26 protein-coding genes are annotated in these 23047 nt (G+C 49.5%); 8 read left to right on the plus strand and 18 right to left on the minus strand.

Features of this window, described 5'->3' with window-relative positions; translation table 11 throughout:
- Positions 1-18 precede the first annotated feature (18 nt).
- Complete coding sequence (locus tag BGL48_RS12970) at positions 19-1611, plus strand: FAD-binding domain-containing protein (protein ID WP_069363027.1); 1593 nt, start codon at positions 19-21, stop codon at positions 1609-1611.
- Positions 1601-1762, plus strand: coding sequence for a DUF2256 domain-containing protein (locus BGL48_RS16060; RefSeq protein ID WP_077458369.1), 162 nt, complete (start codon positions 1601-1603; stop codon positions 1760-1762). The genes BGL48_RS12970 and BGL48_RS16060 overlap by 11 nt, the downstream gene beginning before the upstream one ends.
- On the opposite strand, the gene BGL48_RS12975 is transcribed toward BGL48_RS16060, so the two are convergent.
- Positions 1698-2630: a LysR family transcriptional regulator gene (locus tag BGL48_RS12975; RefSeq protein ID WP_069363028.1), complete on the minus strand. Its 933-nt coding sequence runs from the start codon at positions 2628-2630 to the stop codon at positions 1698-1700. The genes BGL48_RS16060 and BGL48_RS12975 overlap by 65 nt on opposite strands.
- A 99-nt stretch (positions 2631-2729) precedes the next feature.
- Here BGL48_RS12975 and BGL48_RS12980 point away from each other — a divergent pair, with 99 nt between their 5' ends.
- Genes BGL48_RS12980 through BGL48_RS12990 form a run of 3 tightly spaced genes read left to right on the plus strand, consistent with a single transcriptional unit; the run spans position 2730 to position 7524 of the window.
- On the plus strand, positions 2730-4097 hold the full coding sequence (locus tag BGL48_RS12980) for an NADH-quinone oxidoreductase subunit L (RefSeq protein ID WP_069363029.1): 1368 nt from the start codon (positions 2730-2732) through the stop codon (positions 4095-4097).
- Positions 4097-6544, plus strand: a complete 2448-nt coding sequence (locus tag BGL48_RS12985) for a DUF2309 domain-containing protein (protein WP_083238604.1) — start codon at positions 4097-4099, stop codon at positions 6542-6544. Before BGL48_RS12980 ends, BGL48_RS12985 begins: the two co-directional genes overlap by 1 nt.
- 8 nt (positions 6545-6552) lie before the next feature.
- Positions 6553-7524, plus strand: a complete 972-nt coding sequence (locus tag BGL48_RS12990; RefSeq protein ID WP_069363030.1) for an L-threonylcarbamoyladenylate synthase — start codon at positions 6553-6555, stop codon at positions 7522-7524.
- Here the strand turns inward: BGL48_RS12990 and BGL48_RS12995 are convergent.
- Positions 7517-7945, minus strand: coding sequence for a PaaI family thioesterase (locus BGL48_RS12995; RefSeq protein WP_077599451.1), 429 nt, complete (start codon positions 7943-7945; stop codon positions 7517-7519). The genes BGL48_RS12990 and BGL48_RS12995 overlap by 8 nt on opposite strands.
- Positions 7938-8450, minus strand: a complete 513-nt coding sequence (locus BGL48_RS13000; RefSeq protein WP_069363031.1) for a NifB/NifX family molybdenum-iron cluster-binding protein — start codon at positions 8448-8450, stop codon at positions 7938-7940. Before BGL48_RS13000 ends, BGL48_RS12995 begins: the two co-directional genes overlap by 8 nt.
- A 255-nt stretch (positions 8451-8705) precedes the next feature.
- Here BGL48_RS13000 and vapB point away from each other — a divergent pair, with 255 nt between their 5' ends.
- Together vapB and BGL48_RS13010 are read left to right on the plus strand one after the other, a co-directional pair.
- Positions 8706-8939 carry a type II toxin-antitoxin system VapB family antitoxin gene (gene vapB / locus BGL48_RS13005; protein WP_069363032.1) on the plus strand — a complete coding sequence of 78 codons (234 nt, stop codon included), beginning with the start codon at positions 8706-8708 and terminating at the stop codon, positions 8937-8939.
- Positions 8932-9351 carry a type II toxin-antitoxin system VapC family toxin gene (locus BGL48_RS13010; protein WP_235607571.1) on the plus strand — a complete coding sequence of 140 codons (420 nt, stop codon included), beginning with the start codon at positions 8932-8934 and terminating at the stop codon, positions 9349-9351. Before vapB ends, BGL48_RS13010 begins: the two co-directional genes overlap by 8 nt.
- Positions 9352-9382: 31 nt before the next feature.
- Here the strand turns inward: BGL48_RS13010 and BGL48_RS13015 are convergent, their stop codons facing one another.
- From BGL48_RS13015 to BGL48_RS13035, 5 genes are all read right to left on the minus strand, one after another.
- Positions 9383-9664, minus strand: a complete 282-nt coding sequence (locus BGL48_RS13015) for a DUF134 domain-containing protein (protein ID WP_069363034.1) — start codon at positions 9662-9664, stop codon at positions 9383-9385.
- 141 nt (positions 9665-9805) lie between these two features.
- Complete coding sequence (gnd, locus tag BGL48_RS13020) at positions 9806-11254, minus strand: decarboxylating NADP(+)-dependent phosphogluconate dehydrogenase (RefSeq protein ID WP_069363035.1); 1449 nt, start codon at positions 11252-11254, stop codon at positions 9806-9808.
- A gap of 11 nt (positions 11255-11265) precedes the next feature.
- Positions 11266-11991 (minus strand): 6-phosphogluconolactonase, encoded by a 726-nt coding sequence (pgl, locus tag BGL48_RS13025; RefSeq protein ID WP_069363036.1) that lies wholly within the window; start codon positions 11989-11991, stop codon positions 11266-11268.
- A complete protein-coding gene (gene zwf, locus BGL48_RS13030) occupies positions 11988-13490 on the minus strand; it encodes a glucose-6-phosphate dehydrogenase (RefSeq protein WP_069363037.1) in 1503 nt (500 codons plus the stop codon). The genes pgl and zwf overlap by 4 nt, the downstream gene beginning before the upstream one ends.
- A gap of 220 nt (positions 13491-13710) precedes the next feature.
- The gene (locus BGL48_RS13035; protein ID WP_069363038.1) at positions 13711-14637 is read right to left on the minus strand and encodes a LysR family transcriptional regulator; all 927 of its coding nucleotides are present in this window, start codon (positions 14635-14637) and stop codon (positions 13711-13713) included.
- A gap of 223 nt (positions 14638-14860) precedes the next feature.
- On the opposite strand from BGL48_RS13035, the gene BGL48_RS13040 reads away from it, so the two are divergent.
- Positions 14861-16492 carry a glycoside hydrolase family 13 protein gene (locus BGL48_RS13040; RefSeq protein ID WP_069363039.1) on the plus strand — a complete coding sequence of 544 codons (1632 nt, stop codon included), beginning with the start codon at positions 14861-14863 and terminating at the stop codon, positions 16490-16492.
- A 109-nt stretch (positions 16493-16601) separates the two neighbouring features.
- Here the strand turns inward: BGL48_RS13040 and BGL48_RS13045 are convergent, their stop codons facing one another.
- The 10 genes from BGL48_RS13045 to BGL48_RS13090 form a co-directional block, all read right to left on the minus strand.
- Entirely contained in the window at positions 16602-17123 is a 522-nt protein-coding gene (locus BGL48_RS13045) for a GNAT family N-acetyltransferase (protein WP_069363040.1), read from the minus strand.
- Between the two features lie 170 nt (positions 17124-17293).
- Positions 17294-17671: a hypothetical protein gene (locus tag BGL48_RS13050; protein WP_069363041.1), complete on the minus strand. Its 378-nt coding sequence runs from the start codon at positions 17669-17671 to the stop codon at positions 17294-17296.
- 218 nt (positions 17672-17889) lie between these two features.
- The gene (locus tag BGL48_RS13055) at positions 17890-18306 is read right to left on the minus strand and encodes a GNAT family N-acetyltransferase (RefSeq protein ID WP_241824190.1); all 417 of its coding nucleotides are present in this window, start codon (positions 18304-18306) and stop codon (positions 17890-17892) included.
- A gap of 101 nt (positions 18307-18407) precedes the next feature.
- Complete coding sequence (locus BGL48_RS13060; RefSeq protein ID WP_069363042.1) at positions 18408-18791, minus strand: hypothetical protein; 384 nt, start codon at positions 18789-18791, stop codon at positions 18408-18410.
- Positions 18792-18824: 33 nt separating this feature from the next.
- On the minus strand, positions 18825-19481 hold the full coding sequence (locus BGL48_RS13065; protein WP_069363043.1) for a peptidase E: 657 nt from the start codon (positions 19479-19481) through the stop codon (positions 18825-18827).
- Between the two features lie 36 nt (positions 19482-19517).
- Complete coding sequence (locus BGL48_RS13070) at positions 19518-20021, minus strand: AAA family ATPase (protein WP_069363044.1); 504 nt, start codon at positions 20019-20021, stop codon at positions 19518-19520.
- Between the two features lie 94 nt (positions 20022-20115).
- A complete protein-coding gene (locus BGL48_RS13075) occupies positions 20116-20577 on the minus strand; it encodes a hypothetical protein (RefSeq protein WP_069363045.1) in 462 nt (153 codons plus the stop codon).
- An 88-nt stretch (positions 20578-20665) separates the two neighbouring features.
- Complete coding sequence (locus tag BGL48_RS13080) at positions 20666-21181, minus strand: GNAT family N-acetyltransferase (protein ID WP_069363046.1); 516 nt, start codon at positions 21179-21181, stop codon at positions 20666-20668.
- Between the two features lie 99 nt (positions 21182-21280).
- A complete protein-coding gene (locus tag BGL48_RS16530; protein WP_069363047.1) occupies positions 21281-21517 on the minus strand; it encodes a hypothetical protein in 237 nt (78 codons plus the stop codon).
- Positions 21518-21876: 359 nt separating this feature from the next.
- Positions 21877-22368 carry a lecithin retinol acyltransferase family protein gene (locus BGL48_RS13090; RefSeq protein WP_069363048.1) on the minus strand — a complete coding sequence of 164 codons (492 nt, stop codon included), beginning with the start codon at positions 22366-22368 and terminating at the stop codon, positions 21877-21879.
- Positions 22369-23047: the final 679 nt, after the last annotated feature.

Genomic DNA, 23047 nt, shown 5'->3' on the forward strand with positions numbered 1-23047 from the left:
ACGACTGTCGAGAGCCCTATGTCCGCGCCCATCAGCCTTGTGTGGCTAAAACGCGATTTACGCCTGCGGGATCACGCCCCGTTACAAGCTGCCATTGCCGCTGGGCGCCCCTTGGTGATCCTGTACCTGTTTGAGCCACTGCTGCTTGACGATCCACACCATAGCGAGCGCCATTGGCGATTTGTCTGGCAATCGCTGTGCGATCTCAACCGGCAGCTGGCGCCACTTGGCGGGCAGATCACCATTTGCCAAGGTGAGGCACTCAGCGTTTTCGACGCCATTCACCAGCAACACGTCATTGGCGCGGTGTACAGCCATCAAGAAATTGGCGTCGACGCGACATTTTCGCGAGATAAAGCGGTGGCGAAATGGCTGGCAAGCCATCAGATCCCTTGGCATGAATTTCCTACCGGGGCGGTGATCCGCGGCGCGAAAAGTCGGGTTAATTGGGACGCAGAATGGCAAAAGGTGATGCGCGCTCCCCTTGCCGATCCCGATTGGCAACAAGCGCGCTGGCTAGACACATCGCTCACGCTACCTTCACTCGGTCACCATAACTGGGATTCGCCTGCGCCACGCTTTCAGCCCGGCGGCCCGAGTTGGGCGTACAAAACCTTGCAGTCTTTTTTCCGCGAGCGCGGGCAACGCTATCAACGTCACATCTCTAAACCGCTCGCCAGCCGCAAAAGCTGTACGCGGCTGTCACCCTATCTTGCATGGGGTAACATCAGCGTGCGCGAGATGTATCAAATCACCCTCCTCCATTGGCAAAAAAAGGGTTGGCGGCGTGCGCTGGTCGCTATGGTGTCGCGTTTGCATTGGCACTGTCATTTTATGCAGAAATTTGAAAGCGAGCACCACATGGAGCATCGGCCCGTCAATCGAGGCTACTTACATTTTGAGTACGCGAACGGTCCGCAGAGCGATGCGCACCTGCTCGCGTGGCAACAAGGCCATACCGGTTATCCGCTCGTCGATGCCTGTATGCGTTGCCTACACGCCACCGGCTATATCAACTTTCGTATGCGGGCGATGCTGGTCAGTTTTTTAACCCACCATCTACTGATTGATTGGCGGCGTGGTGTGCATCATTTGGCGCAGTTATTTCTCGATTTTGAGCCCGGCATTCATTACCCTCAGTTTCAAATGCAGGCTGGCGTGACGGGCGCCAATACCTTGCGCATTTATAACCCAGTGAAACAATCGCAAGAGCAAGATCCGCAAGGGGCATTTATTCGTGAATGGTTACCCGAGCTTTCTCCCTTGCCCGATAGCTTGATCCACACCCCGTGGCAAATGACCGATATGGAAGCGATGATGTACGGCGTGGTGCTTGGCGAAGACTACCCGAAACCCATTGTCGATATCGAACAAACCGGCAAACGTGCGCGTGATATTTTATGGTCGTTTCGTCAACAAGACGCGGTTCGTATCGAAAAAGCACGGATCCTCGCCACCCATGTGCGTCCAAGCAGCCCTGAGCCAACAAACAGCCCTGAGCCAACAAAAAACCCTGAACATCGAAAAAGCCCGGGGCACGCAGACAAGCGCACTAAAAAATCACGTTTACCAGCCACTCCATCCACTGGAGGTAACCCAGATGGCGCATAAAAAGCCGCATCTCCCTAGCAAGGTATGTTTGACGTGCGAACGCCCCTTTACGTGGCGTAAAAAGTGGGCGCGCTGTTGGGACGAGGTTAGATATTGCTCTGACCGTTGCCGTCGCGAAGGTCGTCGCCATGCGCGAGCGGCGACGCACTGAACGCATCTAAAAGCGAATTCAATTGCGGATGCACCCACTGACGTTTAATCGATACCGCATAGAACGGCTCATACACACTCGGCAATAAGGCATAGCGGGTGAGCATGCCACTATCTAGCTCATCGCGGACGACCACTTCAGGCATCACCGCTAACGCATCATTGTCGCGGGTTAATAGGCGCAACATCGCCATATCATTGGCCTCTGCCATGATGTAAGGCTTGAGTTGATACTGCGCTGAGATGGCATCAAACCCAGAGCGAATCGGGTTATCGCCATAAGGTAACACCCACGATTGGTGCTGGTAGCTGGCGTCTAAGGTGGGCGATAAGGCTTTACCCGGCCAACCAATCACGGCTACCGGCTGACGTGCCAGTTGCTGATACTGCCAAATTTGTTTATTGGTGCCCCGCACCGCGATATTGGTTAGCGCCAAATCCAACTGGTGATCAGACAGCGCATGAAGCAAGCCGGTTTGATCCATCGACTGCAACACATAACGGCACTCCCGTTGATTGACCAGTGGCTGAATAAACTGCTCGATAAAGTTCCGCGACATGGTGGATAAGGTGCCAATGCGAATCGTGGCACTAGACAACGCCCCGCCACTGGATAACAACTGCTCTAACTCTTCCCCTTGACGAAAAATCTCTTCGGCATAGTTCATCGCTTGATAGCCACTTTCGGTCAACGTCAATGTACGACCTTGCCGCTCAAACAATTGCACCTGCATCGCCTGCTCAAGCTGCTTGATTTGTGACGACAGCGCCGACTGCGAAATATGCAGCTGGCGAGCGGTCTGGGTCAGGTTGCCGTGGCGCGCCACCTGCCAGAAATAATACAAATGATGGTAGTTGAGTCGGCTCATCGTTCTCTAAAACAGAATGAAAAATAATTTATTATGTATTTTACTTAACTGTAGTAAGTTTTCACAATGGTACGCATAACTATTGCTGTGAGGTAAGTCATGTTATCCCTATTTCTTGTTACGCCGCTCAAACTGGTACTGCTGGCACTGGTTGCGCTTCTAGGCGGTGTTATCTGGCGATACAGTGCCACTGCGTTTGCGGGCGAAGCCGACAAACACCGTTTTGTTTCATCCTTGCTGCTCACTTTGTCGGCAGTTTTATTGGTTTTAGTTAGCAATCACCTGTTGCTGTTTTGGCTTGCTTGGGTGGCGGTTAGCCTCTCATTAGGTCGCTTAATTCTTTTCTATCCCCATCGGCCTCGCGCCCAACTCGCGGCGCATAAAAAAATGCTGCTCGCCCGCTTTAGCGAATTGCTACTCGGTGGCGCATTTTTACTGTTGTTTTTCCACTACCAAACCGCGCAGATTGATCAATTGATGTTTCAAGTCAGCCAGCAGCCTCACACACTGACTGTAAGCATCGCCGCCTTTATGTTGGTGGGCGTGGCGATTATCAAGTGCGCGCAACTGCCCTTGCACGGCTGGTTAATTCAAGTGGTGGAAGCGCCAACGCCTGTCTCTGCCTTATTGCACGCCGGTATTGTGAACCTTGGCGGGATCTTATTGATGCTGTTCGCGCCAGTGCTCGCGGCGAGCCCCAGTGCCAGCCTTGCCCTGCTGGTTATCGCAGGCGTCAGTACGCTGGTGGCGGGACTGGTGAGCCTGACACGCGTGAGCATTAAGGTAAAACTGGCGTGGTCGACCGTGGCACAAATGGGTCTGATGTTGGTCGAAATCGCCCTAGGGCTTTACGAGTTGGCACTGCTGCACTTACTGGCGCACTCTTTCTACAAGGCGTTTTCTTTCCTCAACAGCGGCAATGGCGTGAATCATTGGCTCGCCACCCAACTGGCTGACGCCTCAGTCCCGCGTCGTAACCATTGGCTTGCCGCGATGGCTACCGCCGCCGGCTTGATTGTCGCCATGCATCTGAGTGTCGGTATTTTAAATAGCTTAGCCGCCGGTTGGTTGCTGTGGATGGCGATGACCATGCTGCTATTACCGGCCTTCACGCGCCCAGGCGCTGCTCGCCCCACACGCGTGCTGCTCAGTAGCGTGTTTGCACTTGGCTTGCTCGGGCTTTACGCCGCCATTAAACATAGTTTGATTGTGTTTGTCGCGGGTGGAAATGCCACCTATTTATTTGCCGATACCTTTGCGCTGGTGCTGTTTATCGCGCTATTTGCTCTGTCATTGGCGGTCCAGTACTGGCCTCACAAAGCGTGGGTCAACCGCCTGTTTATTTGGCTGAACGCCGGGGCTTACCTTGATGAGTGGGCGACGCGCCTAACGCTCAAATGGTGGCCGAGTGCTTCTTTAATCCAACTACAAACGACCCAATGGCAACCGCATAAGGAGACGCGCTAATGATTGCGAAAACGCCCAACGTATCTGCACACCCTGAGTCCCTCGATGTGAGCGATTTTCGCGATGCCACCCAGCAAGCAGTCGCAGCGATTGCGCCAAGCTGGCCGTTGGATCAAATGATTGCGGTGAACCCATGGTGGCCACAACGCTTTACCCCCATTGAGCACGTCTTTGCTGAGCAAGCGGTGTTAAGCGGCCACTGTCCGTTGATGTCGTCGGCGTACTATCTGTCGCATTGGCAATCGCCCATTAGTGAGGCACATCTTGCCGAGGCCATCTCAACCTCTGACAGCACATTGACAGTCAGTGATTGTCTGCGTGCGCTGCGCAGTCATAGCAGTGATCTCCCGCGTTGGAAGCCATTGGCTGAGTTGTGTGACCGCACTCGAGAAGCACAAGAAGGCTTATCGTGGCAGCAAGAAATCCAGCAGCAAGTGAGCCAGTTTCTCGCGCTTTATCACCAATACCCACAGCGTTTTGATGCCCAAGGCCAAGGCGGTGAGCACCTTTATCAATGCTGGTTGGATGTGGTGAGCCAAGATAAAGGCATTAAAACCCTCACTGGCGTGGATTTGCTTGCCGATTTCGCCGCACTGCCCACTCAAATGGATGCCCTGATCGCGGAAGCGGCCGCCTTTTGGCAACCGATCCTTCACGACCAAGACGGTAACTTGGCCTATTGCCACGCGCTGATGCATGGTTTATCGGGTTGGGCAAGCTGGCAAGCCTGGTTAGATTGGCACCAACAGCTCAGTGACAGTGAACAGCAAGATCATGGTATGGGCCTATTCGCGATTTTACTCGCGTGGGATACAGTGCTGGCACGTTGGCTTGCCAAACACCGTGAAGCAGCGTGGGCAAGCATTCGTCAATCCATGCACCACCAAGCGGTGAATGTGCGCCATTGGTATCACCAAGCACAACAACAGCTCGCGCCACTGTGGATTTGGCAGCAAGCGCTAGAAATCAGTCAGCAGCACCCTTGGGCACACGCCTTGTCCGCGCAGGCCAGTGTCGACACACTCGCTACCTCCCCCACGCTGCAAGCTGTGTTTTGTATCGATGTGCGCTCTGAGCCGATGCGTCGCGCGTTAGAAGCACAATCTGACAGGATTCAAACCCTTGGCTTTGCTGGCTTTTTTGGCTTGCCGATCGCCTATCAGCCCACCGATAGCCAAATTCACCGCCCGCAACTGCCCGGCTTATTAGCACCGGCGGTCACCGCCTCACAAACTCATGCCACTCCCGAACGCTGGTTGCGAATGACCAAGCTCGGCTGGCAGCGCAGTCTCGATGCACCGGCCGCCAATTTAGGCATGGTCGAAGCTGGTGGCATGCTAAAACTGGTGAGCCTATTAAAACGCGCATTACGCATTTCTGGCACCGAAAACCCGTTAAATCGACTCAGCCATACTGACAGTGATTGGGCGCTCACCCGTGACAATACGCCGTTAAGCGCAGCCGAAAAGGCGGAGCTAGGCGCTGGCATCTTGCGCGCAATGGGCATTGCTGATCAACTGGCCGATGCCGTCTTGTTGGTGGGGCATGGCAGTGAAACCTGTAACAACCCTCATGCAGCAGGGCTTGACTGTGGTGCTTGCGGCGGACAAACCGGCGAGGTAAATGTCCGTGTGCTCGCACAATTGCTGAATGATGCCGACGTGCGTGATGCCATGGCACAACAAGGCGTAACCATTCCCGCCAGCACCCATTTTTATGCCGCCATGCACAACACCACCACCGACGCACTGGATGTCTTTCACGCCCCCGAGCATGCTGCGTGGCAAACTTGGCTGGCCGACGCGAGCGAGCATGCACGTGCAACTCGCGCCAACCAGTTTGATCAAACACCAACCCAACCATCTAAACTTAAACGCTTCTTTGCCACACGGGCCAAAGACTGGGCACAAATGCGTCCTGAGTGGGGACTGTGTGACAACGCCGCGTTGATCGTGGGCCCGCGCACCCTGTCTCGACAGATTAATTTGCAAGGTCGCAGCTTTTTACACGACTACGACATGCATAAAGACAGTGACTTTAGCCAGCTTGAAGCCATACTCACCGCGCCCATGGTGGTGACCAATTGGATCAATCTGCAGTATTTTGCTTCTGTCACCGCACCGGAAAAATTCGGCAGCGGAAACAAACTGCTACACAACATCGTGGGTGGCCACATTGGGGTGTTTGAAGGGAATGGTGGCGACTTACGAATTGGCTTATCGCATCAATCCGTACACGATGGCCGTCGATATCGCCACCAGCCAGTACGATTAAGCGTATTTATCGCTGCCCCTCGGGAGGCAATTGATAGTATACTTGCACGCCATGACGATATAGCCGCGCTGGCGAATCACGGCTGGCTGTACTTGATGCAAATTGATGCACAAGGTGCAGTTTGGCAACGCGATCGCTCGGGTCAGTGGTATCACCTGAACGTAGCAACATAAAACGGAGCATGTCGTTGAAAACGCAACTTCTCTCAGCGCAGTGTTCAACGGATCTAACACAAGCCGCCGAGCTGCTGAAAGCCGGCGAACAAGTCGCGGTGCCCACAGAAACCGTGTACGGTTTGGCAGCGGATGCCAGCAATCCAGACGCCGTCGCGGGCATTTTTACCGCCAAAGGACGTCCCGCCAATCATCCTTTGATTGTTCATCTCGGTGACGTCGCATCGATCACCGAGTGGGCAATGCAGATCCCGGATGAAGCATATAAGCTGGCGAATGCCTTCTGGCCAGGGCCGATGACGCTGCTGCTGCCACGTGCTGAGCATATTTCACCAGTGGTTACAGGTGGATTGGATACCATTGGGCTTCGCGTGCCTGCGCAACCTGTGTTGTTGGACCTGCTCGCCACCCATCAGCTTGCCGTTGCCGCCCCGTCAGCGAACCCGTATAAAAAGCTCAGCCCCACCACGGCAGAGCAAGTGATGCATGGTTTAGGCGGAAAGATTGCCGCAGTGATTGATGGCGGCCCTTGCCAACATGGGCTGGAGTCGACCATTGTCGATCTTACCAAGCGTCCATTCCGCGTACTTCGCGCCGGTCCAATCACCGCCAGCGAACTAAGCGCCGTGCTGGGTGAAACGGTCAACGCCCCCGAGCAGCACGACACAGTGGTGCCCGGCAATGTGGGAAGCCATTACCAACCCAACACCCGGTTGCAGATGGTGGCTGCGGACTTGTCTGATCTCCCTGCGCCCCATCCGGAAAAACGCGCGGCCTTGCTTCACTTTGGCGAAGCCCCAACACGGGATGATCTGGTCTGCATTGCCATGCCGGATGACGCCGCACGCTACGGGCAAGCGTTATATCACCAATTAGCGCAAGCCGACCAACTCGGCGTCGATGAAATCTGGCTCGCCCAGCCTCCTCATGGCGAAGCGTGGCTTGCCGTACATGATCGCCTACGCCGCGCCGTTAGCTAGTTTTTGACGCACACGACACGCGTGTTTGCATAAAGCTTGCCGTTGCACTGGCACACACAGTGCCCGCAACGGTCAGCGTTGCCTCCAACCGACTCATGCCGTGTTTCGTTTTCACACACCAAGCACGTACCTCAGCCTCAACCGCAACAGGCACCGGATGGTGGTAGCGAATATTAAGTGACGCTGTCACACTTTGCGGGGCAAACAAAAAGGTACAATGAGTCAACGCCGCATCTAAAAGCGTGGCAATCACTCCACCGTGTAGCTGATCTTGATACCCCTGCCAAGTGCTTTCTAGCCACACCCTTGCGCTGACAGCGTTTTTATCATTTTGATAAAATTTAAGATTAAATAGTCCGTTGTCACTGCAAGCCACACACTGATGATGCGAACGTGGCGGCATCACACGTAATTCAGTCATGGCAACCGCAACCCTGTCCACCGTTACGACCTCGTTGGCCTTGCCGCTTACCACATCCTCGATGTTGATGACCTAAACGGTGGCCTTGCGCGCCACAGCCTTTCCCACGCTCTGAGTAACAAGCGGCGTTCTGTTGTTCTGGTTTTTGCTGCTTCATTCGCTGCAACGCCGCTCGTCCTTGACTGGCATCCGTAAGCGGTTGCCAGTACGCAGGCGACAGCCACTGAGTGGGATTTAAGCGACGATTAGTGAGCTGATACACATGTAAGCCAGCATCAAGTAACCCCGCTAACGCATGTTCACCAATATGACGGGTCACCACGCGCGTTACTTGGTTGGCTTTTAGCATCGCAATCAAGGCGTTTTTGGCACCACAACCTTCCGTTACACGTGGGTTGACGAACTGAGCGAGTGCCTGTCCATCGTCGTCAAACAGCACAAAATGTTCTGCTTTCATAAAATGCCCCGCAGGGCGGTCTTGATTCATCGCAATGGCAATTGTCATCTTCCGTTCTCTCTTTATATAAATGGCATATGCCAAAAATACGCTTGATTTATGGCATATGCAATAAACAAAGTTAGAAGAGGTCAAAAATAATGTGTTGAAGCATCAAGTTTGCCATTCCAAATGCACGACTTGTGAGAGGTGTAAGGTCTGGCCCTTTCAGTTCGATTTTCATTACAGTCACGCATATGTTTGACATATGCCACGCTGAAATTATACTGAATAAAGATTGAACAGATACATAGCGAGGACCTTATGAGAACAATATCCATTTTCAAAAATGGCAAGAACCAAGCGGTACGCTTGCCAAAGGATTTTGAGTTTGACGGTGTTAATGAGCTTGAAATTCATAAAGAGGGGGATGTCATCACCTTACGCCCAGCTCGACCAAGTTGGCTCTCATTTGGCGAGCTCGAAAAGGCTGATAGTGATTTCATGACCCATCGCGAGGAACTGATCAAAGATGAGGGGCGGTTCAACTTTGACTAATAAAATCAACTACATGCTTGATACATGTATTTGTTCATTCATTATGAGAGAGCAACCCAAAGCGGTATTGAAAAAGCTTCACACTGTTGTCGGCAATCAACATCGCATTGTTATCTCAGCCATTACCTATCAAGAAATGCAATACGGGTTGTTAGGAAAAAAAGCATCACCAAAACATGCCGTGCTTGTTGATGCTTTTCTTCAGCGAATCGATGAGATTTTACCTTGGGATAAAGCCGCCGTTGACGCGACAACTGCAGTTAAGCGCAACCTAATGAATAAAGGCACCCCTATTGGCGGAAACGACACCGCGATTGCCGGTCACGCCATTGCGACTGGTTGTGTGCTAGTCACAAACAATACGAGGGAGTTTCAGCGTGTTGAAGGACTGAAACTTGAAGATTGGGCTTAATAGTACTGACGTAACGACGGCTCATGTCGAATTACTCTTCTGACTCAAACACCAGTGCTTTTCCTTCTACAAGGCAGGCGGTGGTTTTGGCGCGGGCGCGTTTAACCAGGTTGGCTAACGTTTGACGAGAGACGCCCATGACTTCCGCCGCTTGCAGTTGCTGCATACCCTGATGATCAACAAGGCGCATGGCTTCGAACTCATCCAGACCAATGGTCACCATCTCTAGCTCACTGAGTGGAATGGCGTTGGGTTTAAAACAGTTGGTATGCGGTTTTCCGCAGATACGGCGGGGCATTTTTGGACGCGGCATAGGGTCTCCTTTTTTGCCTATGCTAAGTGAGTTTTTTGCTTATGCCAACAAAAAGGGATGCCAGCGCATCCCTTTTCTATTTATAGCTATGGACAGTGACTTAGTCTGTCACGTTACACGCCGTACGTTACACATCGTACGTTACACGTCGTACGTCGTCGAGGCGGTGTTACCGCCGGTGCCCGTCCAATTGGTGTGGAAGAACTCACCACGTGGCTGATCAAGACGCTCATAGGTGTGCGCGCCGAAGTAGTCACGCTGCGCTTGCAGCAGGTTCGCGGGCAAACGTGCTGTGGTGTAACCATCCAAGAAGGTCAGCGCCGATGTGGTACATGGCATGGGGATACCGGTTTCCATCGATTTCGCCGCCACTTTCCGCCATGCCGCCAAGCAGTTATCCAAGATCCCTTTAAAGTACGCATCTGAGCCCAAGAAGGCCAAGTTAGGATCTTTATCAAACGCATCACGGATGTTACCTAAGAAGGCTGAGCGGATAATACAGCCACCGCGCCACATCAGCGCGACGTTACCGTAGTTGAGATCCCAGCCGTTCTCATCAGACGCTTCACGCATTAGCATAAAGCCTTGCGCGTAAGAGATGATTTTTGACGCCAGCAGCGCTTGACGCAGCGCATCAACCCACTCGGCTTTATCGCCATCAACCGGTTGAATATGTTTTTCAAATAGCTTCTCTGCCGCGACACGCTGATCTTTCAATGCTGACAGGCAACGCGAGAACACCGATTCAGAGATCAGGGTCAGCGGAATGCCAAGATCCAGCGCGTTAATCCCAGTCCATTTACCGGTGCCTTTTTGACCCGCGGTGTCGAGGATTTTCTCAACCAAAGGCTCACCGTCTTGGTCTTTATAACCCAAGATGTCTGAAGTGATCTCGACCAGATAGCTATCCAACTCGGTTTTGTTCCAGTCGGTAAAGACTTGCTGCATCTCGTCATGGCTCATGCCAAGACCGTCTTTCATGAACTGATACGCTTCGGTGATCAGCTGCATGTCGCCATACTCGATACCGTTGTGCACCATTTTCACAAAGTGGCCGGCACCATCGCGTCCAACCCAATCACAGCATGGCTCGCCGCTATCGGTTTTTGCTGCGATACCTTGGAAGATAGGCTTCACCGCTGGCCACGCTTCTTCTGAGCCGCCTGGCATAATTGACGGCCCAAAACGTGCGCCTTCTTCACCGCCAGACACACCGGCACCGATAAAGTGAATGCCTTTTTCACGCAGTGCTGCCACACGACGGTTGGTATCTGGGTAGTTAGTGTTACCGCCATCGATAATGATGTCGCCTTTCTCAAGCAATGGGGTGAGTTTGTCGATAAAGGTATCGACCACATCACCGGCACGAACCATCAGCATCACTTTACGTGGCGTTTCTAGCTTCTCAACCAACTCTTCCAGTGAATAAGCGCCAACGATGTTAGTGCCCTTGGCTGGGCCTTCAAGAAACTCATCCACTTTGGCCGCGGTGCGGTTATGCGCCACCACTTTAAAGCCGTTGTCGTTCATGTTGAGGATCAGGTTTTGGCCCATGACCGCCAAACCAATTACGCCGATATCACCTTTCATCGTGCTCTCCATTAATTCTGTTCTGGTAATTTTTTTGCTGCCGCGGTATCGAGTACCCATTCCGTGGTGCCTTTGGCACTGCGGATATTGGCGGCAGGATATGGCAGTTGAGTGGGCTCGTGTGAGGCGATCTCATGCACAATCGCTTGCTTGCCTTCACCCAACACCAGATAACTGATTTTCTTCGCCGCGCGCAGCACACGGGCGGTTTTTGATACCCGCTTTTGACCCGACTCAGGATGCGAGGCCACCAGCGCGAGCGCGGTATTGTCATACTGAGGATCGTGCGGGAATAGCGAGGCGGTATGGCCATCGCCACCGACGCCCAGCAAGATCCAATCAAACACAGGCGTGCCGTTTTCGCTTGGGATCAGCGCTTGCATTTCCGCACTAAAGCGCGCGGCTTCCACATCCGGATCGTCTTCACCACGAATACGATGAATGTTCTCTTCTGGAATGCGAATCTGGCTAAACAGCAGTTTGTCGGCTTCGCCAAAGTTGCTCTCAGCATCATCCGGTGCCACGCAACGCTCATCGCCCCACCAAAAATGCAGGTTTTGCCATTGAATCGCCGTGGCATAGTCATCACTGGCTAAACGCTTAAACAGCATTTTGGGCGTGCTACCACCAGAAAGCGAAATGTGTACGGCACGATCTTGCTCACTGAGCGTTTGCATCGCGTCGGCTAAGTGATTGACCACCGCGTCGGCATCATCAAAAATTCGGGCATTTATCATAATTCGCAGTATTCCGTGTCAGTCAGGTTTTTGCAGGGGAAGCGCCACGCATAACCATCACGCTCAAGCAATTGATCCGCTTCTTTCGGCCCCCAAGTGCCACAGGCATAACCATATAGCGCTTTGCCATTATCCTTATATTGAAGAATCGGCTCAACAAACTGCCAGCAAGCTTCCACCGCGTCACTGCGAGCAAACAAGGTCGCATCGCCTTTAAGCGCATCCAGCAACAAACGTTCATAAGCCGTCAGCATCTGGGTTTCTTCCAGCGACGTATAATGGAAGTCCATATTGACCGCTTTGGCGTTAAAGCCAGCACCCGGCTCTTTAAGACCAAAGCTCATTTGAATGCCTTCATCGGGCTGAATGCGGATCACCAAACGGTTCTCGGGCGCGTTTTTACCGAATACAGGGTGCGGAGTCTGTTTAAAGTGGATCACCACTTCGGTCACGCGTGTTGGCAAGCGTTTACCGGTGCGCACATAAAAGGGCACCCCATTCCAACGCCAGTTGTTGATAAACATCTTCAGGCCAACATAAGTCTCGGTACGCGAGTCTTCGGCCACACCTGGCTCATCACGGTAACTGGGTAGTGGTTTGCCCCCAACTTGTGATTCAGTGTACTGACCCAGCACCAAGTTATTGTGCAAGTCGTTTTCAGAGAGCGGCTCGAGCGATTGCAGTGCTTTAAACACCTCATCACGCATCGCATCAGCATTGATTTGTGCAGGCGGCTCCATCGCCACCAGCGATAACACTTGCAACAAGTGGTTTTGGAACATATCGCGCACCGCACCTGATTGATCGTAGTAACCACCGCGGCCTTCCACCCCAAGGTTTTCAGCACCGGTGATCTCAACATAATCGATGAAGTTACGGTTCCAGAGCGGCTCAAACATCGCATTAGAAAAACGGAAAACCAGTAGATTTTGTACCGTTTCTTTGCCTAAATAATGGTCAATGCGGTAAATCTGATGTTCGGCAAAGTGGGCGTGAATGTCTTTGTCGAGCTGGCGCGCAGAGGCAAGATCATAACCAAACGGCTTTTCAACTACCAAGCGTTTCCAACCGTGACTTTCATCATTCAAACCATGTGCGGCGAGGCAGGCAGGGATAAAGTTGTACAGCTTCGGCGGCGTAGCAAGATAAAACAAGGTATTACGCTGGGTGAAGCCATATTGTTCGGACAATTCGTCTAAACGGCCGGTTAGCGCGCCATACTCGTGGGTATCAGAGATATTAAATGATTGATAGTGCACGTGCGCCATAAAGGCGTCGAGCGTGGCAGGATCAGTTTCTTCAAGTTCTTGCATTGAGTGACGTAGTTTATCGCGAAATGACTCGTCACTGTAGAAGGTGCGGCTTGCGCCTAAAATCGCGAAAGACGCAGGCAGCTGTTTGTTCGCATACAAATGATACAGGGCTGGGATCAGCTTACGGAAGGTCAGATCGCCAGATGCACCAAAAATAACAATACTGCTGTTTTCTGGAATTACCATCATCTTTCCTTTGATAATAAAGGTACTGCATGTGATTTGCGCCACAAATTAGCAGCGCAATGGCCAAATTGGTAATTGGCGCTACCTATTGATTTCATCGATGTCACCACTGGAACACGCTGATCGGCTAGCTAATCCCTACATTCGCAGCCAGCACGACACAGACAGAGTGAGACAAAGGCGATACAGTCTAGCACTTTCTTACTCAATAAGCTTTACCCTAACTGGTATGATGACGTGGCGAGATGCCCACCTGCTGGGCAGCCTCACACAGCTGTTGGATCAGCGCGTCGACTTTTTCATTCCGCTCATTGCGCAAGGTATATAAGCCGACGTTACCTCTCTTACTCGGATGAGCACCCAACACGCTTACCCCCTGACTGGCCAGATACATCTGGGCTCGGCTGGTATAGGGCATCACCGCCTGAGTGTCGTGTAATAAGTCGATACCGGGACTGAGAGCATCAACATCAAACACCACTTGGTTGACGTGCGTCGTTGGGCTGATGGGGTTCGCTAGCAAATGCGCATGCCGGGCATGATCAGGCGTGACACGCATCAAAGGCCAATCACTTAGGCGCTGAGGGTCAATGCTGGCGGATGTGTCTGTAAGTAGCGGATGGTTGTCAGCCACATAATAGCTTTCCGCATCCTGAAACAACGGCATAAAGCGCACTTGCTGGCTGGCGACCAGATCATCAATTTCATGACCGATAAACACATCCACATCACCACTGAGCAGCGACGCCATTAATGCCAAACGGTTACCAAATTCAATATGGACGGCACACTGGCGATCCGCTTGATACTCAAGCACTGCCGGTTTAACAAACAAGGGCCACCACGCCTCACCGGTGCCAAGCTTTATTTGTCCCGCTTCACGCGCTTGCAAAGCATGAATCTGGGCATAAAGCCGTTGCCGCTCGGCGTGCAGTGCCGTGGCATGCTGATAATAAAGCTCTCCTGCTGCAGTCATACTGACGCCACGAGGGTGGCGAACCAACAGCGGACACGCGAAACGTTGCTCCAGCTTTTGGATCTGTGCCGTCAATGAGGGTTGGCTAATCCCTAACTGCAACGCGGCCGCTTTAATGCCACCCGCCTCAACCACCGCAATAAAGTAGCCGGCGACTTTTTCTACATCCATACCGCCCTCACTCACAATTTAATGGCTTACTTTATAGCCTAATAGAGATACACAATTCAATGATAACGCGGATTTTTAACCCATTACCACCTTACCTATAGTCAATCGGTTATATCAATAAGCGCCACGCCTATTTTTCTTGGCACCGCTCGCGCGCTAGGCTGTTGCCCACATCTCAAGCGAAGGCTTTGAGGATTTTTATTGTCAATAAGAGGTAATCGGTATGCAGAACGCTTGGTGGCATGATGCCGTTGTTTATCAAATCTACCCACGCAGTTTTTACGACACCAATGGTGATGGCATTGGTGATCTTAATGGAATTATCGAGAAACTCGATTACTTACATTGGCTCGGCGTCAATGTGTTATGGCTATCACCGGTGTACCAATCGCCGATGGATGACAATGGCTACGACATTTCCGATTACTGCGCGATCGCGCCTGAATTTGGCACCATGGAAGACATGACGCGCTTGATTGATAAAGCTGGCGCGCTTGGCATCAAAATCGTGATGGATTTGGTCGTCAACCACACCTCCGACGAACACCCTTGGTTCCAAGCTGCGCTTCAAGACAAAAACAGTCCCTATCGCGACTTTTACATTTGGCGCGATGCCAAACCCGATGGCAGCGCACCCGATGATCAAGGCTCAATTTTTGGTGGCAGTGCATGGCAATGGGAGCCAAACACCGAGCAATATTACTTTCACTTATTCTCCAAACGTCAGCCCGATCTGAACTGGGAAAACCCTGCCGTCCATGACGCCGTGTATAAAATGATGAACGGGTGGATTGATAAAGGTATTGGCGGGTTCCGCCTTGATGTGATTGATTTAATTGGTAAAGAGATCGATAAAGGCATTACTGGCAACGGGCCGCGCCTTCACCCTCTGCTGCAGGCGATGAACCAAGCCACATTTGGCGACAAAGACTTGCTCACCGTCGGCGAAACATGGGGCGCAACGCCGGAGATCGCCAAGCTTTATAGCGCACCGGAACGCAACGAACTCTCCATGGTGTTCCAATTTGAACACATTACCGCTACCTGGAAAGACGGCGATAAATGGCAGCCCGTGCCGCTGGATGTCGCCGCCCTCAAACAGGTACTGTTCAAATGGCAACAAGAGCTGGCCGATAGCGGTTGGAACTCACTGTTTTGGAACAACCACGATTTGCCCCGCGCCGTATCCAAGTTTGGTCATGACGGTGAGTACCGAACCCGCTCGGCAAAAATGCTCGCCACAACCTTGCACTTGATGAAAGGCACTCCGTATATCTACCAAGGGGAAGAGATTGCGATGACCAATGTCGCCTTCCCGTCTATCGACGATTATCAAGACATCGAAACCCGCAATTTCTACGACTTGCGTGTGGCAGAAGGGGTTGATCCCGACACCATGATGGAGGCGGTCTACCAAAACAGTCGCGATAACGCCCGTACCCCAATGCAATGGGAGAACGCATCGCAGGCAGGCTTTACTCAAGGAACACCGTGGTTACCGGTTAATCCTAACTACCCCACCATCAATGTGGCACGGGCAACTGAAAATAGCGGCTCGGTGCTTTATCACTACCGTGAACTGATTAAGCTGCGCAAGCAATACCCAGTGATCGTGCATGGCCAGTTTGCGCCTGTGGAAGAATCACACCCTAACGTGATGGCTTACGAGCGCTTCGACGATACCCACCGTATTTTGGTGGTCAGCAACTTTAGCGAGCAAAAACAAATCATCACCCTCCCCGCGCATTGGCACGATAAGGCCTTAACCTGCCTTAGCTACAACATGGATCCGGTCAAACAGTTAAGCACCACCTACAAACTGGCCCCTTATGAGTCGTTTGCGGTGATGCTGTAGCAAGGACGTTTAGTCGCCGATATCATCACGCGCCTGCAGATAGCTGCAGGCGCCCAGCCAAAGGCGACTCACCCCTCTTACACGCCATAAACGACGTCTACCGAAGGCATTAATACATATACCCCAGCCAATCCATATGCCCTGCTGGCCATGATTTGTCTTTCATCGGTTTTACATACAATTCATCGACATATTCGACCGCAACGCCATAGTTGGTGTGTTCATGGATGCGTAGCCAAGAGGCATATGACTCGACAAGCTGAAAGCCATTAGCCACATAAAAATCGTGCAGCTCAGAGATGAGAATAATGAAATCAACGTCTTTATCGCTGGCATAGTGAGCCAGTTGCGCCAGCATACTCGAGCCAATCCCTTTTCTTTGCCAAGCGCTATCGATGCAAAAATCACTCACCCCTAATACTTTGTATACGTCGCCACCGACATTCACTGCCCTATAATCCAACCCCATATAGCCAATCAGTTGATTATCTTGGTACTGCAATGCCCGCATGTGGAGAAGCTGCTTATAGTAAGAACGGGCAACTTGATGGTCAGGAAATGCTTTGTTTCTAAGCGCTTGAATAGCCTCATGCTGCGCGTTCGACACTTCGATTTCTGGGTAGACTTTCATATTTAAACTATTGATAATAAATCCATTTATTCAATTATTAACGAAGTCGCCATATTAATAGGATTCCAATCATCTTGGCTCATCGGTGACGGGGAAATGTGTTTTGGCTCACACAATAAAAATGGCGGCTTCTACGTAAAGTAAAAGCCGCCATTTCGTAACAACCTCGATTAGCGCTCGATGATAACCAGATCGATACGGCGTAAATCTTCATCTCCCGGCGTATGTCGGTATCCCATTGCCGACATTACAACCGTTTCCTTCGCTGGTTCAACAGCAAGGCTTTTCTCGCCTTCTTGTGGATCTTTAATGCTCTTGATGTAGAAAACACCGAGACTTTGACCTGAGTTACCACCGATAAGGTCAATATCGAGTTCGCCATGGTGTCCGGTTTTTGCAATGACTTTAAAGGTTCGCTCGCGCCCCTCAGGTATTACTTGGTTATTGATGGAAGCGCCATCTTCTTCTACCCAAGAGTCACGCGTCACTTGGGTGGTGATCGACTGTTGGGTAAAGTTCTTGATAGTTACATTGGCTGGACTTGACATGTTTATCTCCTATAAATCTTTAATCTTCATCGAAATGCCTAGTATTCTGGCAATTGACACGATCAAAGCACTTACAGGCGTATCCCTAACGCCCTATACGCCAACCGCTAAGTACTGGTCATCTCAAGTTAAGACCCCAGAACAACAAGCAAGATTTGCCTATAAAAAAACACATTGTCATGACATATCACTTAGGACTGCTGAATAGTCATAAGCTGTTAGGTCACCATCAATCGATACAAATACGCGTCACTCGCCCCATACTGAATCCGTTTGATTTTTTGAAAACCCTGTTTCTCGTAAAACCGCTGCGCGCCGACACTGAACGTGGGAGTTTCTAGTTCGATCACTTCTCCCGGCAGTACGTGTGCCTTAAGAAATTCGAGTACCATCTGACCCATCCCTCGCCCTTGATAATCTGGGGCGATAAACAGCCTTATCAACTGGAGGATGCCGGATTGGTATAAAAAGTAAAACCCGCCCACCCGCTGACTGTTTTGCTTTATCACATAATATTGGTAACAGCTTGCGGCGTATCGTTGATGCTCATAACTATCGTAACCAGGCGGTCCCGACCCACAAAGCGCGCGGTCAGACGCAAATGCGCGTATTTGCAACCGCACGAGTTCATGCATGTCACACTCATTTGCCTTTTCGATCAAGCACACGTCATCACTCACTTCTTTCACCATACCAAGCAGCTGTGGTCACGCCTCTTTGCAATCACGAATGGGACTCATGGTTGCTCTATCTGCTTAAAGTTGAAATTCAATAGCTGAGATTTACTGATTGGCGTGCTCGATTCAGCAAAGAAAACGTGTCGCGCTCCCGCCCCTAGTGTCGCTTCGCGGAAAGCACGTACCTCAACATTAGTAATCCCACCTTCAATTTTCTCGATAAATTGAACAATCGCTATTGGCGATAGAGAAAAAAAACTTTTAGGTAATAGTTCATCAAGTACATCTTTTAAGCAGCGTTCAATGGCAAAAAATTCACCCATTAAGGTTCTTGGATGCGATAGTGCTGAACATGTCCGCACTATCGAACTATCTGTTTCAAGATATATTGCTCTAACTTCACCCTTTTTAATTTGTAGATGCACATGATTTTTTTTGAACACTTAAACTCCTTAGAAAAATGGCACACATCATTTTTAAATATTGGTCTTATCAACATTCTTAATGGTTACCTGCGCACCCGTTTGACTGTTGATTGTCTTATGGTGCCGACCATTAACGAAATGTAGTGCTGAATAATCACTTATCCCATAGCAAGGCATGTTTATATGATGATTGGCGAACTGAGAAAACAGCTCAGCTTTTTCGTCACTCCCCGTATAATGCGCTGATGCAAGACCTTGGACAAAGCTAAGCCCCTCGATAACGGAATACTTCTCAGGATCGCTATCTGTGATCCCGTAGTCGAACCAACATATTGCGCCCGCACTCATACCACACAATATGATGCCACTTTCATAGCAATCTTGAAGTAGTTTATCTATTCCCCACGCTTTCCATACCGCTAACATAGAGCGTGTATTACCACCGCCGACATAAATTACATCTTGCTCTTGCAGATGTGTTCGCCAGTCTAGGTTGGCTTTAAATAATGGAAAATGACTTAAGCGGCGACTGAGTTTGGACTGATAAAAACGGTCGATTGCTTCCTCAGCATCCCCAATGGCAGTGGGAATATAGCAAACTTTCGGATCGCTTTTCCCAGTCAACCTGAATGCATATTGATCTAATTCGCTTTGCTGTTCTCCCATCATCCAACCACCACCGCCTAACGCGACAATATGTTTATCCATGACTCGTCCTGATTATTGACTAAAGTTTCCTGTGTCTTAAAAAGTATCAAGGAAAGACGTGACATCTTCTCTTCGCGTAAAATGAAATTTTACACCATCAAATTTTTCGAATAATTGGCGATGGTAGCTGAGTGAGCTCTTTGATTTTCTAAAATAATACTCGGAGGACCATTGGATTAACGATTGAAAGTTATTTTTCTCTAACTCAGCATTCGTTTCTTCGCTAACATTTTGACCTCTTAAACGTAACGATTCTTCGCATTTGCTCCAGTCTATATCAATAAAAATCAATGTATCAGCAAACTCAAGTAACTCTTCAACGAGCGCACCAAAAACACCTTCGACAACCCAAGCATCCTCTGATGATAATTGTTTTAAATCGTCATCAATAACTTTTGTTGGCCGTTTCTTGCTATATCCACCTGGCTCCCAATAAAAAGTGTCTAGGTTAACGTCTCTAGCACCAATCTTGGCTGACAGCCGAGCTGATAGCCAACTCTTCCCAGCCCCTGAGTTACCTATTATGACAACTCTTTTCATACACGGTTACCCATTTAATTCTTGGCCACCAAAAAAGGAAAACGACAAATACCTCTCGATGTAATCCATCTTAAAATATTTGTCGTCATTGCTATTACGCCCTTGGGTCCGGGATGGTTTTAAAGGTAGCGTCGAAAACCTTGTTGTCACCCTCAGAGAGTTTTAACTGATAACTAAGTGATTTTTCATAAAACTCTATAGCTTGGGCTCGTTCTCCTGTGATCAATAGTGAATGACTTAATACCGCATTCGTGAATGCTTGAATCCAACTCGCGCCTTGTCCGTCAAAGTAGGAAAATGCCGTTTTCGCAAATTGAATACACAGAGGAGAATCATTGATACAAAGTGCTCTTGCTATTGCTAAATTGGCAAGTTCAATATTCTCTTGGGTTCCTACTTCTGACCAATGATACAGAGAGGAAAATGCAACAGTTAAAAGCTTTTTCTTCTCTTCTTGGCTCAGGTCTGACTCCGATAACGACCAAAATTCATTGTTGCTTTCAATTGCGAAGTATCGGTTAAAGCGAGAGATTTCTTCACTATTTGGCTTGGCCATAAACATCCTTATTAATATAAATGATATAATTATACCCCACCCAATGCTTAGCAATAGGTGGTAACAATATACACTTCATAGTTATTAGTTACAATTCAGAAGCGTATACACAAACTTCCCTTTCCTGTCCTTGTATACGATACGACTCCCTACCTATGTATGTGATACCCAATTTTTTAATCACAGATTTTGAGCGCGAATTTCCAACTAGATGTGTCACTTTTAAGCGCTTCAATCCATAGTGTTTTTTAGCAGATTCTATTAAACAACGTGATGCTTCTGTGGCATAACCTTTTCCCCAGTAAGGTATACCCAACCAATAACCAAGCAAGCCAGTACCCTCCTCCAATTTTGGAAAGCTCACCGCCCCAATCAGTTCCAGCGTGGTTTTTAACGTGATGGCATAAACCACACCTTGACCACTTAAAAGCAACGACTCGTGGGTTCGTATCCAACTTTCGGCATCAGAAATATTATATGGATGGAGGATATTTGCGGTCATTTCCGATACTTTCTTTTCCCCAACCAGTTCGGCGACACGTTCCGCATCATTGAGAGAAAACGGCCTCAATATTAACCTGTCACTTTCGAAGATTTTTTGCACTATACCTCCTTAAAAAATTAAACGAGAATTATAAAAGGTCAAAGCGCATGATTTCTTAATGAAATTTAATTGTCCAAATAGATTTAAACCTAAATGTTACTATTGAAATTCGTCACCCTGATTTTTTAAGGTTTTATGCCCGCACCTTGTACAAAATTCATATCGATCGATTAAGTCCAACGATGCACCAACAGGACTGGCAACACCACCAAAGATACCGTCGAGAAAAGCCTTAAACTGTTCTTTTTTACTCTTCCCATATTTTGAAGGCTTTTGCTTTATGATTTCTTCATGTTCAGTTTCTTTCCCGCATTTATCACAAAACCTAGCGCTCACTTTATACCTCTGACCAACTGATAAATTCGGTTGAAATTACCATATAACGGCATAGAAAAGGTTGACCGATTTCAAAGTTAACGTATAAACGATTCGTCGCGGGCGCAAGGCTAACAGAATAAGGAGAATGGCATTCACTTAAACACAGGAGTACAAACCGACAAAAACCACATCGTTAACGTGACGTATTGAAATGAGTCCTTATCTGCTCACTTTTTGGCTGCGCTCGCGCTAAAAAAGTGCCAGACGCAGCGCCTACCTATCCGCATTCGAGCTATTTACTTAATAAAGCAACGGGCTTGTTCAACACCCAAATAAAGTGTCGGCTGCGCGACACTTATTCTTATTTGTTATGCCTGTTATTTTTTCTCCACAGCCTTTGCACTTGCAACCCCAACACCGGCACACGCAACGGCAACACCTAGAATTTTTCCCCATTTAGGTTTTTCGGAAAAAAGCGCTGTAGCCAAAGCACCGGTTGAGCCAAGAGCCATTCCCGTTTTTACTTGTTTTGATGTGATACCAAATCCAAGAACAAAGTTAATAAATTGCTCACAGTTTCTATCAGTAATTGAATATTTCCAGATATCAATTTGAGCACGAGCATTTTGAATAGCGAGTTCAACTGGAACGGGTAAGCTTATGTCTGCAAGGTATGTTTTTGCACCTTGAGTAACTAAACCAACGCTTTCCTCTTTTACGGTACCGGTTCTTTCTGAAGCCGAAATTAACATATAAAAACCTTCAGAACATTTTCGGTCAGAAACCAATGCCCAATGCTGGTATGGGAATGGCCCCATACTAAAATTGGAAACTAGAACATCACCAGGTTTAATCGTCGAAAAATCCATTTTTTACTCTTCCATTGATATAACCACTCCGATCAGGATGAGGGTGGATATTTTTATTTCAAGGTCGATTAAGGCATAACACCACACCTACCTCTCTAATCTATTGATTATATAGCCTTTCTTCTTAAGCGATCTGGGATAGTGTGAATGCGCGTCGACAAAGCGTGCACTCAAATGGCGTGCTTCCACGGATAAGCTGGTTATCCAGCTAGTATTTTCCACGCTACCGACGATCAGTTCTCGGTACCTAACACACCTTTTCGTCAACGTTGTCAGGCTAGCTTATCAAAGCCATGCTGATTTTTTCGTGCTCAATTGTCCAAAATGTTAGCGAAAGCAGATTTTGTGGGGGAATGGCTGGATCGGCAAAAAGCGCTGAAGGCATTCTAGTCCGTCACCCACAACAACCTGTAATCGCCGCGTACTACGTGCCCCCATTCTAGAAGGGTAAGGTCGCCAGTTATGCGATGGGAGGTTTATCACACAGTGTCTATGTGGAATATGACCGCAACTTATTTTGGCTGTTCACCAAGCTGGGGCCAGGCAGTGTAGCAATAAAATCCATGCTTGCCGTCGCCAAGTCAACGCATTGCAGATGCGATCTAAACACACTTTTTCTTCCCCCTATTCATTCCCTCTTGTAGACTACGCGCGCGTTGACTATCGACTGATAAGAAAA

The organism is Salinivibrio sp. SS3, assembly GCF_001722105.1.
In the GTDB taxonomy this organism is placed as follows: Bacteria; Pseudomonadota; Gammaproteobacteria; order Enterobacterales; family Vibrionaceae; genus Salinivibrio; species Salinivibrio kushneri.

Coding starts and splice junctions, on each gene's coding strand:
- BGL48_RS12970 (WP_069363027.1), top strand. CDS start 19: ATGTCCGCGCCCATCAGCCTTGTGTGGCTAAAACGCGATTTACGCCTG.
- BGL48_RS13000 (WP_069363031.1), bottom strand. CDS start 8,450: ATGACAATTGCCATTGCGATGAATCAAGACCGCCCTGCGGGGCATTTT.
- vapB (WP_069363032.1), top strand. CDS start 8,706: ATGAGAACAATATCCATTTTCAAAAATGGCAAGAACCAAGCGGTACGC.
- BGL48_RS13040 (WP_069363039.1), top strand. CDS start 14,861: ATGCAGAACGCTTGGTGGCATGATGCCGTTGTTTATCAAATCTACCCA.
- zwf (WP_069363037.1), bottom strand. CDS start 13,490: ATGGTAATTCCAGAAAACAGCAGTATTGTTATTTTTGGTGCATCTGGC.
- pgl (WP_069363036.1), bottom strand. CDS start 11,991: ATGATAAATGCCCGAATTTTTGATGATGCCGACGCGGTGGTCAATCAC.
- BGL48_RS12985 (WP_083238604.1), top strand. CDS start 4,097: ATGATTGCGAAAACGCCCAACGTATCTGCACACCCTGAGTCCCTCGAT.
- BGL48_RS13070 (WP_069363044.1), bottom strand. CDS start 20,021: ATGAAAAGAGTTGTCATAATAGGTAACTCAGGGGCTGGGAAGAGTTGG.
- BGL48_RS13055 (WP_241824190.1), bottom strand. CDS start 18,306: ATGCATGAACTCGTGCGGTTGCAAATACGCGCATTTGCGTCTGACCGC.
- BGL48_RS12975 (WP_069363028.1), bottom strand. CDS start 2,630: ATGAGCCGACTCAACTACCATCATTTGTATTATTTCTGGCAGGTGGCG.
- BGL48_RS13050 (WP_069363041.1), bottom strand. CDS start 17,671: ATGTCAAGTCCAGCCAATGTAACTATCAAGAACTTTACCCAACAGTCG.
- BGL48_RS13075 (WP_069363045.1), bottom strand. CDS start 20,577: ATGGCCAAGCCAAATAGTGAAGAAATCTCTCGCTTTAACCGATACTTC.
- BGL48_RS12990 (WP_069363030.1), top strand. CDS start 6,553: ATGTCGTTGAAAACGCAACTTCTCTCAGCGCAGTGTTCAACGGATCTA.
- BGL48_RS13015 (WP_069363034.1), bottom strand. CDS start 9,664: ATGCCGCGTCCAAAAATGCCCCGCCGTATCTGCGGAAAACCGCATACC.
- BGL48_RS12995 (WP_077599451.1), bottom strand. CDS start 7,945: ATGACTGAATTACGTGTGATGCCGCCACGTTCGCATCATCAGTGTGTG.
- BGL48_RS13065 (WP_069363043.1), bottom strand. CDS start 19,481: ATGGATAAACATATTGTCGCGTTAGGCGGTGGTGGTTGGATGATGGGA.
- BGL48_RS13035 (WP_069363038.1), bottom strand. CDS start 14,637: ATGGATGTAGAAAAAGTCGCCGGCTACTTTATTGCGGTGGTTGAGGCG.
- BGL48_RS13090 (WP_069363048.1), bottom strand. CDS start 22,368: ATGGATTTTTCGACGATTAAACCTGGTGATGTTCTAGTTTCCAATTTT.
- gnd (WP_069363035.1), bottom strand. CDS start 11,254: ATGAAAGGTGATATCGGCGTAATTGGTTTGGCGGTCATGGGCCAAAAC.
- BGL48_RS16060 (WP_077458369.1), top strand. CDS start 1,601: ATGGCGCATAAAAAGCCGCATCTCCCTAGCAAGGTATGTTTGACGTGC.
- BGL48_RS12980 (WP_069363029.1), top strand. CDS start 2,730: ATGTTATCCCTATTTCTTGTTACGCCGCTCAAACTGGTACTGCTGGCA.
- BGL48_RS13045 (WP_069363040.1), bottom strand. CDS start 17,123: ATGAAAGTCTACCCAGAAATCGAAGTGTCGAACGCGCAGCATGAGGCT.